This is a genomic window from Rhodococcus sp. Chr-9 (genome assembly GCF_000801125.1).
GTDB lineage: Bacteria > Actinomycetota > Actinomycetes > Mycobacteriales > Mycobacteriaceae > Rhodococcus > Rhodococcus pyridinivorans.
In genome coordinates, this window is record NZ_JTIZ01000043.1 from 70,137 (window position 1) to 84,374 (window position 14,238).

General features: G+C 67.8%; 13 protein-coding genes and 1 pseudogene. 6 read left to right on the forward strand and 8 right to left on the reverse strand.

Features of this window, described 5'->3' with window-relative positions; all coding sequences use genetic code 11:
* Positions 1–3: 3 nt before the first annotated feature.
* Positions 4–765 (reverse strand): CoA transferase subunit A, encoded by a 762-nt coding sequence (locus tag QR64_RS04800; protein WP_071935901.1) that lies wholly within the window; start codon positions 763–765, stop codon positions 4–6.
* Between the two features lie 202 nt (positions 766–967).
* Here QR64_RS04800 and QR64_RS04805 point away from each other — a divergent pair, with 202 nt between their 5' ends.
* Positions 968–1,741 (forward strand): IclR family transcriptional regulator, encoded by a 774-nt coding sequence (locus QR64_RS04805; protein WP_019290591.1) that lies wholly within the window; start codon positions 968–970, stop codon positions 1,739–1,741.
* A gap of 7 nt (positions 1,742–1,748) precedes the next feature.
* Here QR64_RS04805 and QR64_RS04810 read toward each other — a convergent pair whose 3' ends face one another.
* The 6 genes and pseudogenes from QR64_RS04810 to QR64_RS04830 form a co-directional block, all read right to left on the reverse strand.
* Positions 1,749–2,570, reverse strand: a complete 822-nt coding sequence (locus QR64_RS04810; protein WP_006550751.1) for an HpcH/HpaI aldolase/citrate lyase family protein — start codon at positions 2,568–2,570, stop codon at positions 1,749–1,751.
* Complete coding sequence (locus tag QR64_RS04815; protein ID WP_019290589.1) at positions 2,567–3,061, reverse strand: MaoC family dehydratase; 495 nt, start codon at positions 3,059–3,061, stop codon at positions 2,567–2,569. Before QR64_RS04815 ends, QR64_RS04810 begins: the two co-directional genes overlap by 4 nt.
* Complete coding sequence (locus tag QR64_RS04820) at positions 3,058–4,221, reverse strand: acyl-CoA dehydrogenase family protein (protein WP_006550753.1); 1,164 nt, start codon at positions 4,219–4,221, stop codon at positions 3,058–3,060. The genes QR64_RS04815 and QR64_RS04820 overlap by 4 nt, the downstream gene beginning before the upstream one ends.
* Positions 4,221–5,313, reverse strand: a 1,093-nt coding sequence (locus tag QR64_RS27570) for a biotin/lipoyl-containing protein (RefSeq protein ID WP_318025550.1), incomplete at its 5' end; no start/stop codon positions are given. The genes QR64_RS27570 and QR64_RS04820, both read right to left, overlap by 1 nt.
* Before the next feature lies 1 nt (position 5,314).
* Positions 5,315–6,248 (reverse strand): annotated as a pseudogene (locus tag QR64_RS27575) (acetyl/propionyl/methylcrotonyl-CoA carboxylase subunit alpha); the annotation flags it as partial.
* 8 nt (positions 6,249–6,256) lie between these two features.
* Positions 6,257–7,876, reverse strand: coding sequence for a carboxyl transferase domain-containing protein (locus QR64_RS04830; RefSeq protein ID WP_019290586.1), 1,620 nt, complete (start codon positions 7,874–7,876; stop codon positions 6,257–6,259).
* Between the two features lie 89 nt (positions 7,877–7,965).
* On the opposite strand from QR64_RS04830, the gene QR64_RS04835 reads away from it, so the two are divergent.
* Both QR64_RS04835 and QR64_RS04840 read left to right on the forward strand, forming a co-directional pair.
* On the forward strand, positions 7,966–8,625 hold the full coding sequence (locus QR64_RS04835) for a TetR/AcrR family transcriptional regulator (RefSeq protein WP_019290585.1): 660 nt from the start codon (positions 7,966–7,968) through the stop codon (positions 8,623–8,625).
* The gene (locus QR64_RS04840) at positions 8,622–9,392 is read left to right on the forward strand and encodes a thioesterase family protein (RefSeq protein WP_019290584.1); all 771 of its coding nucleotides are present in this window, start codon (positions 8,622–8,624) and stop codon (positions 9,390–9,392) included. The genes QR64_RS04835 and QR64_RS04840 overlap by 4 nt, the downstream gene beginning before the upstream one ends.
* Positions 9,393–9,463: 71 nt before the next feature.
* Here the strand turns inward: QR64_RS04840 and QR64_RS04845 are convergent, their stop codons facing one another.
* Positions 9,464–10,336 (reverse strand): LLM class F420-dependent oxidoreductase, encoded by an 873-nt coding sequence (locus tag QR64_RS04845; RefSeq protein WP_050993536.1) that lies wholly within the window; start codon positions 10,334–10,336, stop codon positions 9,464–9,466.
* A 264-nt stretch (positions 10,337–10,600) separates the two neighbouring features.
* On the opposite strand from QR64_RS04845, the gene QR64_RS04850 reads away from it, so the two are divergent.
* From QR64_RS04850 to QR64_RS04860, 3 genes are all read left to right on the forward strand, one after another.
* Positions 10,601–12,241: a sensor histidine kinase gene (locus tag QR64_RS04850; protein ID WP_039584378.1), complete on the forward strand. Its 1,641-nt coding sequence runs from the start codon at positions 10,601–10,603 to the stop codon at positions 12,239–12,241.
* Entirely contained in the window at positions 12,238–12,702 is a 465-nt protein-coding gene (locus tag QR64_RS04855) for a response regulator (RefSeq protein ID WP_006550760.1), read from the forward strand. Before QR64_RS04850 ends, QR64_RS04855 begins: the two co-directional genes overlap by 4 nt.
* Before the next feature lie 338 nt (positions 12,703–13,040).
* Positions 13,041–14,222 (forward strand): zinc-dependent alcohol dehydrogenase, encoded by a 1,182-nt coding sequence (locus tag QR64_RS04860; RefSeq protein WP_019290580.1) that lies wholly within the window; start codon positions 13,041–13,043, stop codon positions 14,220–14,222.
* The last annotated feature ends 16 nt before the right edge of the window (positions 14,223–14,238 follow it).

A 14,238-nucleotide genomic window follows, 5' to 3' on the forward strand; every position in this document is an offset into this window, starting at 1 on the left:
CTTCTACGCTCCCTTCGCGGCGCTGACGGTGCGCTTCTCGATCTGCTTGTCCTGGACACCGGTGTGCACGACCCGGTTCACGAAGATTCCCGGCAGGTGCACCTCACCCGGATCGATCTCGCCCGGCTCGACGAGTTCCTCGACCTGGGCGATGCACACGCGGCCGGCCATCGCGGCGAGCGGGTTGAAGTTCATCGCGGCCTTGTTGAACACCAGGTTGCCCTCGGTGTCGCCCTTGAGGGCGTGCACGAGCGAGAAGTCGGCGGTGATGGACTCCTCGAGCACGTACCGCTTGCCGCGGAACTCGCGGATCTCCTTCGCCGGCGACGCCACGGCGACCGAACCGTCGGCGTGGTACTTCCACGGCAGTCCGCCCTGCGAGATGGGCGTGCCGACGCCGGCGGGGGTGAAGAAGGCGGGGATGCCTGCGCCACCGGCGCGGAGCTTCTCGGCGAGGGTGCCCTGCGGGGTCAGCTCGACCTCGAGCTCACCCGAGAGGTACTGCCGGGCGAATTCCTTGTTCTCCCCGACATACGACGCGGTGACCCGGCGGATGCGCTTGCTGCCCAGCAGGATTCCGAGACCGTGGCCGTCGACACCGCAGTTGTTGGAGAACACCTCGAGGTCGGTGGCCCCGGCGTCGGCGATGGCCCGGATCAGGATGTCGGGGATACCGCACAGTCCGAATCCGCCCACCGCGAGCGTCGCACCGTCACGGATGTCGGCGACGGCCTCCGCCGCCGTCTCGAACACTTTCGTTGCCAACTCTCACCTCTCGGGTTTCCGGGGGAGCCGCCGGGCTCCGCTGGACGAATCACGTCCACTGGATGAACGCAGTCGCATGCTTGGTTTCTACTAAAGAGTCTGCAGGTGGCGAACACAAGTACCTGCCGGAATCTCTCTGAAATTGATCGTTCATCGAACAGAGACGCTATATGCGTTCACTGAGTGGACGTATAATCGAGGCATGTCGTCCGATGCACGGGGTCAACTGGTCGCGCGGATCGCCGCCCTGCTGCGCACCGTCTCGTCGCACGAACCGGAAGGGGTGACGACCTCGGAGGTCGCCCGCACCACCGATCTCGCCCGGCCCACGGTGCACCGGCTGCTCAGCTCGCTCGCCGACGAGGGGCTCGTCGACCGGGATCCGGCGTCGGGACGCTGGGCCCTCGGACCCGAGCTCTACCTGCTGGGATCGCTCGCCTCCGTGCGCTACGACATCACCGATCTCGCGGGCGACGTGCTGCGCGATCTGGCGCGCGCGACCGGCGAGAGCGCCTTCCTCTCCGCGCGGCGGGGCGACGAGACGGTCTGTCTGGCGATGGAGGAGGGCAGCTTCCCGCTGCGTTCGCACGTGCTCCACATCGGGATCCGGTTCCCGCTCGGGGTGGCGTCGGCGGGGCTGGCGATCCTCGCGCACATGCCCGATCAGGAGATCGAGGCGCATCTGTCGCGGGTGGATCTCACGCAGGATTGGGGACCGGACCACGCGCGACCCGCACTGGAGAAACGGATCGAGACGACACGGCTGACCGGCTACGCCGTCAATCCGGCACTGATCGTCGAGGGCAGTTGGGGAATGGGCGCCGCGGTGTTCGATCACCGCGGCGCCCCGACCTGGGCGTTGAGTCTGACCGGCGTGGAGAGCCGGTTCCGGCCCGATCGTGTGCCCGAACTCGGTGAGGCGCTGCTCGACAGCGCCCACCGTCTCACTCAGTTGTTGCGTCACCGTCCCCGGTGACACGCGGTCATGCCGAGGCGGCAGCCGACGCGCGCTGCAGCACGCGCTCGGCGTGACGCAGCACCGGGGCGTCGACCATCTTCCCTTCGAAATCGAAGACGCCGCGCTCCGATTCGGCGGCCTCGAGGACACGTCGCGCCCACGCCTCCTCCTCGGGGGTGGGCGCGTACGCCCGGCGGACGACGTCGACCTGGCTCGGGTGGATCGACACCTTGATGTCGAATCCGACCGCCACGGCGTCGAGGGCCTCCTCGTGGAGACCGTCGGTGTCCTTGATGTTCAGGTACACCGAGTCGAGCGCCCAGCGGGCGTGACCCTTCGCGGCGAGCAGGGTCACCGACCGGGCGTGTTGCGCGACCGCGCGGTACGTCCCGTCGGCGCGGCGGCTCGCGTTGCCACCGAGTCCGGCGACGAGATCCTCGGCACCCCACATCATTCCGAGTGTGTTCTCGGCGACGGCGATGTCTTCGACCGCGAGCACCCCGAGGGGCGACTCGATGAGCGCGACCACCTCGAGCGGTGCGAGCGAGCGCACCTCGTCGCCGCTCTCGCATTTTGGCAGCATGACCCGCGTGTACGACGTGCGGCGCAGCGCCTCGAGATCGGCCTCGTGGTCGGCCGTGCCCACCGGGTTGACCCGCACCACGGTGCGTTCGGGGTCGAGCGGCGTGGCGATCAGTGCCTCACGGGCGGCCTGCTTGTCGGCCGGTGCGACGGCATCCTCGAGGTCGATGATCACCACGTCGGAACGTTCGGCGGCCTTGGCGTAGCGCTCCGGGCGATCGGCGGGACAGAAAAGCCATGCGGGGCCGGGGAGTTCCCAGGTCATGTCGTGGGCCTCTTCTGGACCAGGGTCTTGCGCACGGCGACGGCGACGACATCGCCGTGCTGGTTGCGACCGGTGTGTTCGAGGGTGACGATGCCCTCCCCCGGCCGGCTCTTCGACTCGCGCTTGTCGACGATCTTCGTCTCGGCGTAGAGCGTGTCGCCGTGGAACAACGGCTTGGGAAAGGAGATCTCGGAGAACCCGAGATTCGCGACGATCGTGCCCTGCGTGAGCTGGGCGACCGACAGTCCCACGAGCGTCGAGAGCGTGAACATCGAATTGACCAGACGCTCACCGAAACTCGTCTCGGCAGCGTATGCGGCGTCGAGGTGTAGCGCCTGCGTGTTCATCGTCTGCGTCGTGAACAGCGTGTTGTCGGCCTCGGTGATCGTCCGGCCGGGGCGGTGCTCGTAGATCGCGCCGAGTTCGAACTCCTCGAACCACAGGCCACGCTGGACGATCCGCTTCTCCACGGTGGTGTCGGTCTCGCTCACAGTCCCAGCTCCCGTCCGATGAGCATGAGCTGCACCTCGGTGGTGCCCTCACCGATCTCGAGGATCTTGCTGTCGCGGTAGTGGCGCGCCACGGCGTATTCGTTCATGAAGCCGTAGCCGCCGTGGATCTGCGTCGCGTCACGCGCGTTGTCCATCGCGGCCTCGGACGCGACGAGCTTGGCGACCGCGGCCTGCTTCTTGAACGGCTTGCCGGCGAGCATCGCGGCGGCGGCGTCGTAGTAGGCGGTGCGTGCTGCGTGCGCACGCGCCTCCATGCGGGCGATCTTGAAGGCGATGGCCTGGTTGTTGCCGATCGGGCTGCCGAATGCCTCGCGTTCCTTGGCGTACTTCACCGATTCGTCGACGCAGCCCTGCGCGGCGCCGGTCGACAGCGCGGCGATCGCGATGCGGCCCTCGTCGAGGATGCGCAGGAAGTTGGCGTAGCCGCGGCCCCGCTCGCCGAGGAGGTTCTCCTCGGGCACCCGCACGTCGGCGAAGGTGAGCGGATGCGTGTCGGAGGCGTTCCAGCCGACCTTGTTGTAGGCGGGTTCGGCGGTGAAGCCCGGCGTGGAGGTCGGCACGAGGATCGTGGAGATCTCCTTCTTGCCGTTCTCCCGCACACCGGTGACGGCGGTGACGGTCACCAGCGAGGTGATGTCGGTGCCGGAGTTGGTGATGAACTGCTTGTTGCCGTTGATGATCCACTCGCCGTTCTCGAGCTTGGCGGTGGTCTTCGTGCCTCCGGCGTCGCTGCCCGCACCCGGCTCGGTGAGACCGAAGGCGGCGAGGTTGCGACCGCTCGCGAGCTGCGGCAGCCACTCCTGTTTCTGCTTCTCGTTGCCGAAGCGGTAGATCGGCATCGCACCGAGCGAGACACCGGCCTCGAGAGTGATGGCGACGGACTGGTCGACCTTGCCGAGTTCCTCGAGTGCGAGGCACAGCGCGAAGTAGTCGCCGCCCATGCCGCCGTACTCCTCGGGGAACGGCAGGCCGAACAGGCCCATCTCGGCCATGCCCTGCACGACCTCGTAGGGGAACGAATGCTCGGCATCGTGCTTGGCCGCGACCGGCGCGACCACCGTGCGGGCGAAGTCGGCGACCGTCTTGCGCAGCTGCTCGTACTCGTCGGGAAGTTGGCCCGTGGCCAGGTATTCCGTCATCACTTTGTCTCTTCCGTGTCGGCGTGCGGGGTGATTCGCACGAGAAGTTGATCGACCTTGACCTGCTCACCGGCGGCCGCGAACAGTTCGACGGTGCCGTCGATGGGGGCGGTGAGCGAATGTTCCATCTTCATGGCCTCGACGACGACGAGCGTCTGCCCGGCCGTGACGGTGTCGCCGGGGGCGACGGACACCGCGATGACGGCACCGGGCATCGGGCTCGTGATGTCGGCGTCGCCGGCGTGGGCGTCGTCGCCGCGCACCGACGCCTCGCGCACCTCGCGGACGGCGACGCTGCCGTGACCGTCGGAAAGCCAGACCGCACCGTCGGATTCGCCGACGCGGTAGCTGTGACGCCGGCCGTCGAGCACGACCGCCAGAGCGGAGCCGTGCAGCACGGCGCTGAACCGGTAGGTCTCGCCGTCCTCGACCTCAGCGACACCGGCCGCCGGAGTTCCGGTCAGGCGCACATGTGCGGTGCGGTCGCCGGAGGTGAGCCGCGACGTGACGGGCCGGTGGGCACCGACGCGCCATCCGTCGGGCACCGCCCACGGATCGGTGGTGTCGCCCGCCCAGCGGTCGAGCCACCGCAGGATGGCCGCGGCGACGAGCGTGGAATCGGCGGTCGTGGGGGCGGTGTAGTCGCCGACCCGGCGGTCGAGGAGTCCGGTGTCGAGCGCACCGGCCACGACGTCGTCGTCGGCGAGCAGGAACCGCACGAAGTCGACGTTGGTGACGACGCCGAGCACGGCGGTCTGCGCGAGCGCCCGGTCGAGGCGGCGCAGCGCTCCGGCGCGGTCGTCGGCGTGGGCGATGACCTTGGCGAGCATCGGGTCGTAGTCGCTGCCGACCACGGTGCCGGCGCGGATGCCGGAGTCGACGCGCACGCGGGGACCGGTGACGTTCCCCGTCGCTGCGCTCGCCCCGAAAGGCTCGACGACATCGACGATCTCACCGCCGGTCGGAAGGAAGCCACGAGCCGGATCCTCGGCGTAGACGCGGGCCTCGATCGCGTGGCCGGTGAGGGTGATGTCGTCCTGGGTGAAGCCGAGCGGCTCGCCCGCGGCGATACGCACCTGCCACTCGACGAGGNCGGTGACCATCTCGGTGACCGGATGCTCGACCTGCAGTCGGGTGTTCATCTCCATGAAGAAGAACTCGTCCGGCTTGTCGGCGGAGACGATGAACTCGACGGTGCCGGCGCCGGTGTAGTCGACGCTGCGCGCGGTGTTGCACGCGGCCTCACCGATGCGGGCGCGGGTGGCCTCGTCGAGCAGCGGCGAGGGCGCTTCCTCGATGACCTTCTGGTGCCGTCGCTGCAGGCTGCACTCGCGCTCCCCGAGGTGCACGACGTTGCCGTGCGCGTCGGCGAGGACCTGGACCTCGATGTGCCGGGGGCGCTGCACGAACCGCTCGAGGAAGAGGGTGTCGTCGCCGAACGCCGACGCCGCTTCGCGACGGGCGGATTCGAGCGCGGCGGGCAGATCCTTCGGGTCCTCGACGAGGCGCATGCCCTTGCCGCCACCGCCGGCGGACGGCTTGACGAGCACGGGATAGCCGACTTCCTCGGCGCCCGCGATCAGTTCGTCGTCGCTCAGTCCGGGCCGGGAGATGCCGGGCACGACGGGAACGCCGAACTCCGACACCGCGGCCTTGGCGGTGATCTTGTCGCCCATGGTCTCGATGGCGTGGGCGGACGGGCCGAGGAAGGCGATACCGGCAGTGGCGCACGCGGCGGCGAAAGCCGAATTCTCCGAAAGGAATCCGTAGCCGGGATGGATGCCCTGTGCACCGGTGGCGAGCGCCGCGTCGATGACCTTGTCGATCACCAGATAGCTCTCGCGCGCCGCGGCGGGTCCGAGCAGCACCGCGGTGTCGGCCTCCTGCACGTGCCGGGCGTCGCGGTCGGCCTCGCTGAACACGGCGACCGAGCGGATGCCCATCGCCTTCAGGGTGCGGATGACGCGCACCGCGATCTCACCGCGGTTGGCGACCAACACCGTGTCGATCCGAGTCGTATCAGTCATGGGTGCACTCACATCCGGAAGACGCCGTAGGAGACCGGCTCGAGCGGGGCGTTGGCGCACACCGACAGTGCCAGTCCGAGAACTTTTCTGGTGTCTGCGGGATCGATGATGCCGTCGTCCCACAGGCGCGCGGTCGAGTAGTAGGGATTGCCCTGTTCCTCGTACTGGGCGCGGATCGGAGCCTTGAACTCCTCCTCCTGCTCGGCCGTCCAGGGATTGCCCGAGGCGTCGAGCTGGTCGGAGCGCACCGTGGCCAGCACCGAGGCGGCCTGCTCGCCGCCCATGACGGAGATGCGGGCGTTAGGCCACATCCACAGGAAGCGAGGCGAATACGCGCGACCGCACATCGAGTAGTTGCCGGCGCCGTACGAGCCGCCGATGACGACGGTCAGCTTCGGCACCCGCGCGCACGCGACCGCGGTGACCATCTTCGCGCCGTGCTTGGCGATGCCGCCGGCCTCGTAGTCGCGGCCGACCATGAAGCCGGAGATGTTCTGCAGGAACACCAGCGGGATCGAGCGCTTGTCGCACAGTTCGATGAAATGCGCTCCCTTGACGGCGGATTCGCCGAAGAGAACGCCGTTGTTCGCGATGATGCCGACCGGGTGGCCGTGGATGCGTGCGAAGCCGGTGACGAGAGTCTTGCCGTATTCGGCCTTGAACTCGTGGAAGCTGCTGGATCCATGGCCGTCACCGCCGGCGCCGTCGACCACACGGTCGATGACCTCGTGCACGTCGTAGGGGATGCGCGAGTCGGTGGGCACCACGTCGTACAGCTCGGTGGGGTCGGCCTCGGGTTCGACGGTGGGTTCGACGTCCCACGGACGCGGGTTGCGCGGACCGAAGGTGGAGACGATGTCTCGCACGATGCGCAGCGCGTCGCGGTCGTCCTCGGCCAGGTGGTCGGTGACGCCGGAGACCTTCGAGTGCAGGTCGCCGCCGCCGAGCTCTTCGGCGGTGACGACCTCGCCGGTCGCGGCCTTCACCAGCGGCGGGCCACCGAGGAAGATGGTGCCCTGGTTGCGGACGATGACGGCCTCGTCGCTCATCGCGGGGACGTAGGCGCCGCCGGCGGTGCACGAGCCCATGACCGCGGCGATCTGCGGAATCCCCTTGGCGCTCATGGTGGCCTGGTTGTAGAAGATGCGGCCGAAGTGCTCGCGGTCGGGGAAGACCTCGTCCTGCCGCGGCAGGAAGGCGCCACCGGAGTCGACGAGGTACAGGCACGGCAGGTTGTTCTGCAGCGCGACTTCCTGCGCCCGCAGGTGCTTCTTGACCGTGATCGGATAGTAGGTGCCCCCCTTGACGGTGGCGTCGTTCGCGACGATCACGCACTCGCGGCCGGCGACGCGGCCGATGCCGGCGATCATGCCGGCGCCGGGGCACTCGTCGTCGTACATGCCGTCGGCGGCGAGGGGCGACAGTTCGAGGAACGGGCTGCCCGTGTCGAGCAGTTCGTCCACGCGGTCGCGGGGAAGCAGCTTGCCGCGGGCGACATGCCGCTCCCGGGCTTTCTCGCTGCCACCCAGGGCTGCGGCAGCGAGCTTGTCTCGGAGCTCTCCGACCAGCTGTTCGTGCTGGTCGCGGCTGGTTGTCGAGGCCGTCTCAGCGGTTGTCACGGACACCATCCTCGGTAGATCGACTAATCGCCATTAACTGAAATCTAGGTTAGTTATGATTAACCGAGTTGTCCAGACCACACCGAGCGGAGATTTTCATGACCGAGTCCGCGATCGACGTCTCGACCGCATCGGGACGCCCGACGCGGCGTAGCCTCGCCAAGGCGGAACGCCGACGGGACCTCCTGCGTGCCGCGGCGCACCTGATCGCCGAACGCGGATTCCCCGGGGTCCGCCTCGAGGATCTCGGTGCGGCCGTGGGGATCAGCGGTCCCGCCGTGTACCGACACTTCCCCAACAAGGACGCCCTGCTCGTCGAGATCCTCGTCGAGATCAGCCGCCGCCTCCTCGCAGGTGGCACGCAGGTCGCCGAGACGACGCCCGACCCGCGCGACGCCCTCGAGGGCCTGGTCGACTTCCATCTCGACTTCGCGCTGGGCGAGCCCGATCTCATCCGCGTGCAGGACCGCGAGTTCACGTCCCTCCCCGACGAGGGGCAGCGGGAGGTGAGGGTGACCCAGCGTCGCTACGTCGAGATCTGGGTCGAAGCCCTGCGCCGCATCGACCCCGCACTGCCCGAATCCGATGCGCGCACGATGGCGCACGCGACCTTCGGACTCATCAACTCGACACCGCACAGCGCCGACCCGCGTTCCCCCGAAGGCACCCGCGCGGTGCTGCGACGCATGGCACTGGCAGCTCTCGCCGCGACCCCCTCGGCTCTCGCGGCAGAGCCGTCACGAACGGAGACCGCATGAGCTACTTCGAACGACTCGGCCCGACCTCCTTCCGCGCCACCGAACATGTCGGTGGGGCGTGGAACGAGGCGGAGCAGCACATCGCTCCCGCTCTCGGGCTGATCGCCCACGTCGTCGAATGCGACCGCGACGCGCGGCGCGACGACGACCTCACGATCGGACGCCTGTCGTACGACATCCTCGGCACCGTGCCCGTCGGTCCCGTCGTCACGACGGTCGAGGTCCTGCGGCCCGGACGCACCATCGAACTCGTGGAAGCGACCCTCGCCTACGACGGGCGCGCGATCGTGCGTGCCCGCGCGTGGCTGATGCAGACCCGCCCCACCGCGGAGATCGCCGGCACCACGCTGCAGCCGATTCCGACGCCCGAGGACTGCGAACCCTGGGACCCGACGACGCTGTGGCCGGGAGGATTCATCGACTCGGTGGAGGTGCGCCGCGTCTCGACCGCACCCGGACGGGCCTCGTTCTGGGTGCGCACCGGTCTCCCGCTCGTGGAGGGCGAGAAGGTCAGCGATCTCGCCGCCACGGCCGGCCTGTTCGACATCGCCAACGGCATGGCGGTGCGTGCCGATCCGAGAACGGTCGCCTTCCCCAACGTCGACCTGACCGCGCACCTGTTCGCCGAACCCCGCGGTGAATGGGTCGGCTTCGATACGTCGGTCTCGTTCGGCACCGACGGCATCGGCCTGACGAGCACGGTGCTGCACGATGCGACCGGCCCGATCGGCACGATGTCCCAGATCCTCACGGTGCGGCCGATCTGAGCGGCCACACCGATCCGGTGACCTCGGGGTTCGGTGACCTCGGGGTTCGGTGACCTCGGGGTTCGGTGGCCTCAGCTCAGCAGCGCGGACGCGATCTGCCTGTATTCCTCGCTCGGGAAGGTGAACGGATCCGCGGTGAGCACCTGGATGGCGACCTCGTCGGCACCGGCGGCGTAGTGCTTCTCGATGCCGGCGACGACGCTGTCGAGATCACCCCACGGGATGAGCGCGTCCATCAGGCCGTCGCTGCCACCGTCGGCGAGGTCCTCGTCGGTGTACCCGAGGCGACGCAGGTTGTTCGAGTAGTTCGGCAGCGCGAGATAGCCGCGCATGTACTCGCGGGCGATGCCGCGCGCAACGGTCTCGTCGGTTTCGAGGACGACGGCCACCTCGGGGGCGAGCAACGGCTCCGAGCCGAGGGTCTCGCGCGCGATCGCCGTGTGTTCGGACGGCACGAAGTACGGGTGGGCTCCTGCCGCGCGCTCGGCGGACAGCTTCAGCATGCGCGGGCCGAGCGCCGCGAGAACCCTGCGATCGGTGGGCACCGGCGTCGATGCCGCATCGAGGCCGTCGAGGTACTCGACCATCCGGCTGTAGGGCTTGGTGTAGCTGGTGTTCTCCCGCGCGTCGACGACGGGAGCGTGACTCGTTCCGACGCCCAGCAGGAAACGACCGGGATACCGCGACTCCAGATCGGCGACCGCAGCCGCCGTGGTCTCCGGGTCGGCGTGCCAGATGCTGATGATGCCGCTCGCCAGCTCGAGCGTCGTCGTCGCCGCGAGCAGTTCACCGTAGACGGAGGGGAAGCCGTCCTTGAATCCGCCGGACGTCCACAACCGGGAGTACCCGAGCTCCTCCAGTTCGCGGGCTGCATCGAGCGCCTGCTCGCGAACCTTCCGACTGAGCCAGAACGCGCCACCCCACACGCTCACTCGTCGTGTCATGCGACCGACCCTAGTCGCGTTCCGGCACTCGGTGCAGCCGGTTCGGCCCGTGGCCGGATCGGAACGGCTCCACCGGTCGGCTACAGTTCGCATTCGGGTTCAACAGACAGCCCGTCCATACGTGTGTTCGCAGACCGACAGGTTCGGGACCGCACCGCCGTCGGGATTCGTCGCCCGTAGGCGCGAATCGGGCACGGGCCGGGAAGCTGGGGTGGATGTGATCGGTATCGTGCGTTCCGCCGAGGTCGGAGCGACGGTGCGGCGATGAGGGATCCTTCGGTTCCCGAACCGCGCATCGAGCGGTTCTCGTCGCGGCTGGTCGTGCAGAGCTGGTTCCAGGTCGCGTTCGCGGTCCTCGCGGTCTTCGCCGTCCTCGGCTCGATCGTGGGCGGAATCTTCATCCAGCGCACCGTGCAGATCACCGACGAGGTGACCGGGCGGATCCACCCCGCGATGACGGAGTCCTACCGGCTGCAGCGCTCATTGCTCGATCAGCAGACCGCGGTCCGCGGGTATGCGCTCACGACCGACCCGATCTTCCTCGGGCCGTATCGCGCCGGCCGAGCCGATCAGCAGGTCGCCCTCGATCGCCTCCGTGAACTCCTCGCCGACCATCCCGAGCTCCTCGCCGACATCGACTCCATCGACGCCACCGCCCGGCAGTGGCAGACACAATATGCAGAGCCGATCATCGCCACAGTCGTGCCCGGGCAGCCGCGCCCCGTCGATGCGAACCTGGCAGAGGAGGACCGGCTGACCTTCGGTGAGATCCGGTCGATGTTCGTCCAGGAGAACAACGCGCTCTCCCGTGTGCTCGAAGAGAACCTCGACGATCTCGTGCAGTCCCGGACGATCCGCAACTCGGTCCTGATCGCCATGGTGATCACGTTCATCCTCACCGGCCTCGCGATGGTGGCCCTCGTCCACAATCTCGTCGCCGTGCCGCTCAGCAAACTCCGCAACGCCAGTCGCCGGGTCGCGCTGGAGGAGAACTTCTACCAGCACATATACCCCCAGGGACCGAAGGACATCCGGGCACTCGCCCTCGACGTCGAGACGATGCGCGGTCGTATCGCGGACGCGTTGGCGGACTCCCGGAAGCAGCAGACCCTGCTCGCGAAACAGACCGAGGATCTCGATGCCCAGGCCGAGGAACTCCGCCGCTCGAACACCGAACTCGAACAGTTCGCCTACGTCGCATCGCACGACCTGCAGGAACCGCTGCGGAAGGTCGCGTCCTTCTGCCAGCTGCTCGAGAAACGGTACGGCGACGTCCTCGACGATCGTGGACGACAGTACGTCGAATACGCCGTGGACGGCGCGAAACGGATGCAGGTGCTGATCAGCGATCTGCTCGCCTTCTCCCGGGTCGGACGCGTCCACGACGCCTACGTCCGGGTCGACCTCGGCCGACCGCTCGAGAAGGCGTTGTTCAACCTCTCCGCCTCCATCGAGGAGTCACAGGCGCAGATCGAACGCCCCGACGACCTCCCCGAGCTCACCGGTGACCCCACTCTGCTGACGATGCTGTGGCAGAACCTGGTCGGCAACGCCATCAAGTTCCGCCATCCCGATCGCACCCCGGTGATCAGGATCGAGTGCGAAAAGGCCGAGGACGAGTCGGACGGTCCGCGGTGGCACTTCTGCGTCACCGACAACGGCATCGGGATCGACAGCGAGTACGCCGAGAAGGTGTTCGTCATCTTCCAGCGGCTGCATCCTCGCGACGATTACCAGGGCACCGGTATCGGACTGGCGCTGAGCAAGAAAATCGTCGAGTATCACGCGGGAAGAATCTGGATCGACACCGAGTACGGCGATACTCATACCGAGGGCACTCGAATCTGCTTCACCCTCGGAACCGCATCACGCCCCGTCGAGCAGAAGCAGGGGACAACGTCATGAGGAGCACGATCGTGACCTATCCCGCTGCCCGACCGGTGGACGTCCTGTTGGTCGAGGACGATCCCGGCGACGAGCTGATGACCCGTGAAGCATTCGAGGACAACAAGATCGGCAACGCCCTACACGTCGTCCGCGACGGGGCGGAAGCACTCGACTTCCTGTACCGCCGGGGCGACCACGAGGGTGCGCCGCGCCCGGATCTGATCCTGCTCGACCTGAACCTGCCGAAGTACGATGGCCGGCAGGTACTGACGAAGATCAAGTCCGATCCGGAACTGTCCGACATCCCGATCGTGGTGCTCACGACCTCGTCGGCCGAGGAGGACATTCTCCGCAGCTACAAGCTGCACGCCAATGCGTACGTCACCAAGCCGGTCGATCTCGACCAGTTCATCGGTGCCGTGAAGCAGATCGACGAATTCTTCGTGCAGGTCGTGCGGCTACCGCGTCGCGGACGCTGACGAGAAACTCCGCGGGGCGGCTCGGGCCGAACCGTCAGGACAGGATGCCGAAGATCGCGACCACGAATCGGGATCCTGGCTTCCGTGGTGTTCGGGGTCCGAAGTGGTCACCTGACCTCCTTCTGTGCGGCTGCGCTCCCGCAAGAGCGGCCACAGACATGTGTCGCGGTGATTCGATTCTGTGGCGACATACCTCTCCTCCGGCACGCGCAAACATGTGCGGCGCGGCAGGGACCCGCTCGCGGGCAGCGTTTGCCCGCGCCGAGCGGGGGTAGGCATCGAGGGACACGTGCCGGGCACGGCCCGACATTCCTGCACCCGAGGAACCGAGGAGCGACATGAAGGCAGTGACATGGCAAGGGCGCCGCAACGTGAGCGTCGATACGGTGCCCGATCCGACGATCCAGGAGGCCGGTGACGCCGTCATCCGCGTCACCACCACCAACATCTGCGGCTCCGACCTGCACCTGTACGAGGTGTTGGGAGCCTTCATGACTCCCGGCGACATTCTCGGTCACGAACCGATGGGCATCGTCGAGGAGGTCGGCTCCGGCGTCACGAAGCTGAAGCCCGGCGACCGGGTGGTGATCCCCTTCCAGGTGTGTTGCGGCCAGTGCTTCATGTGTTCCCACGGCCTGCATTCGCAGTGCGAGACCACGCAGGTCCGTGAGGAGGGCACCGGCGCCGCACTGTTCGGCTACTCGAAGCTCTACGGCAGCGTGCCCGGCGGGCAGGCCGAATATCTGCGCGTCCCCCATGCCGACGCCACCCACATCAAGGTCCCGGAAGGGCCGGCCGACGACCGTTTCGTCTACCTTTCCGACGTGCTGCCCACCGCGTGGCAGGCCGTCGAGTACGCGGAGATCCCCGACGGCGGAAGTGTCACGGTGCTCGGCCTCGGCCCCATCGGAGAGATGGCCGCCCGCATCGCGGTGCACAAGGGTGCCCGCGTGATCGGCGTGGACATGGTCCCCGAGCGACTGGCCCGCGCGGCCTCCCGCGGCATCGAGGTCGTCGATCTGCGCGAGGTCGACAACAATCCCGGCGACATGATCCGTGACATGACGAACGGGCGCGGCACCGATTCGGTGATCGACGCCGTGGGTATGGAGGCGCACGGCTCGCCCGTCGCGAAGCTCGCCCAGAGTGCCGCCGGCTTCCTGCCGTCGGCGATCGCCGAGCCGTTCATGGAGAAGGCCGGAGTGGACCGTCTCCACGCGCTGTACACCGCGATCGACGTCGTGCGGCGTGGTGGCGCGATCTCGTTGAGCGGTGTGTACGGCGGGGCGGCGGATCCGATGCCGATGCTCACCCTGTTCGACAAGCAGATCCGTCTCCACATGGGTCAGGCCAACGTGTTGAACTGGGTCCCGGAGATCCTGCCGCTGCTGACCGACGAGGATCCGCTGGGGGTCGACGACTTCGCGACCCACCGCCTCCCGCTCGACGACGCACCGCACGCGTACGAGATCTTCCAGAAGAAGCAGGACGGCGCCATCAAGATCTGCCTGAAACCGTAGTGGACGCAGCCGAACC

Excerpts from the sequence above, each read along its gene's own strand:
- QR64_RS04805 (WP_019290591.1), top strand. The coding sequence starts at position 968 with ATGTCGTCCGATGCACGGGGTCAACTGGTCGCGCGGATCGCCGCCCTG.
- QR64_RS04855 (WP_006550760.1), top strand. The coding sequence starts at position 12,238 with ATGAGGAGCACGATCGTGACCTATCCCGCTGCCCGACCGGTGGACGTC.
- QR64_RS04835 (WP_019290585.1), top strand. The coding sequence starts at position 7,966 with ATGACCGAGTCCGCGATCGACGTCTCGACCGCATCGGGACGCCCGACG.
- QR64_RS04830 (WP_019290586.1), bottom strand. The coding sequence starts at position 7,876 with ATGGTGTCCGTGACAACCGCTGAGACGGCCTCGACAACCAGCCGCGAC.
- QR64_RS04845 (WP_050993536.1), bottom strand. The coding sequence starts at position 10,336 with ATGACACGACGAGTGAGCGTGTGGGGTGGCGCGTTCTGGCTCAGTCGG.
- QR64_RS04810 (WP_006550751.1), bottom strand. The coding sequence starts at position 2,570 with ATGACCTGGGAACTCCCCGGCCCCGCATGGCTTTTCTGTCCCGCCGAT.
- QR64_RS04820 (WP_006550753.1), bottom strand. The coding sequence starts at position 4,221 with ATGACGGAATACCTGGCCACGGGCCAACTTCCCGACGAGTACGAGCAG.
- QR64_RS04840 (WP_019290584.1), top strand. The coding sequence starts at position 8,622 with ATGAGCTACTTCGAACGACTCGGCCCGACCTCCTTCCGCGCCACCGAA.
- QR64_RS04860 (WP_019290580.1), top strand. The coding sequence starts at position 13,041 with ATGAAGGCAGTGACATGGCAAGGGCGCCGCAACGTGAGCGTCGATACG.
- QR64_RS04850 (WP_039584378.1), top strand. The coding sequence starts at position 10,601 with ATGAGGGATCCTTCGGTTCCCGAACCGCGCATCGAGCGGTTCTCGTCG.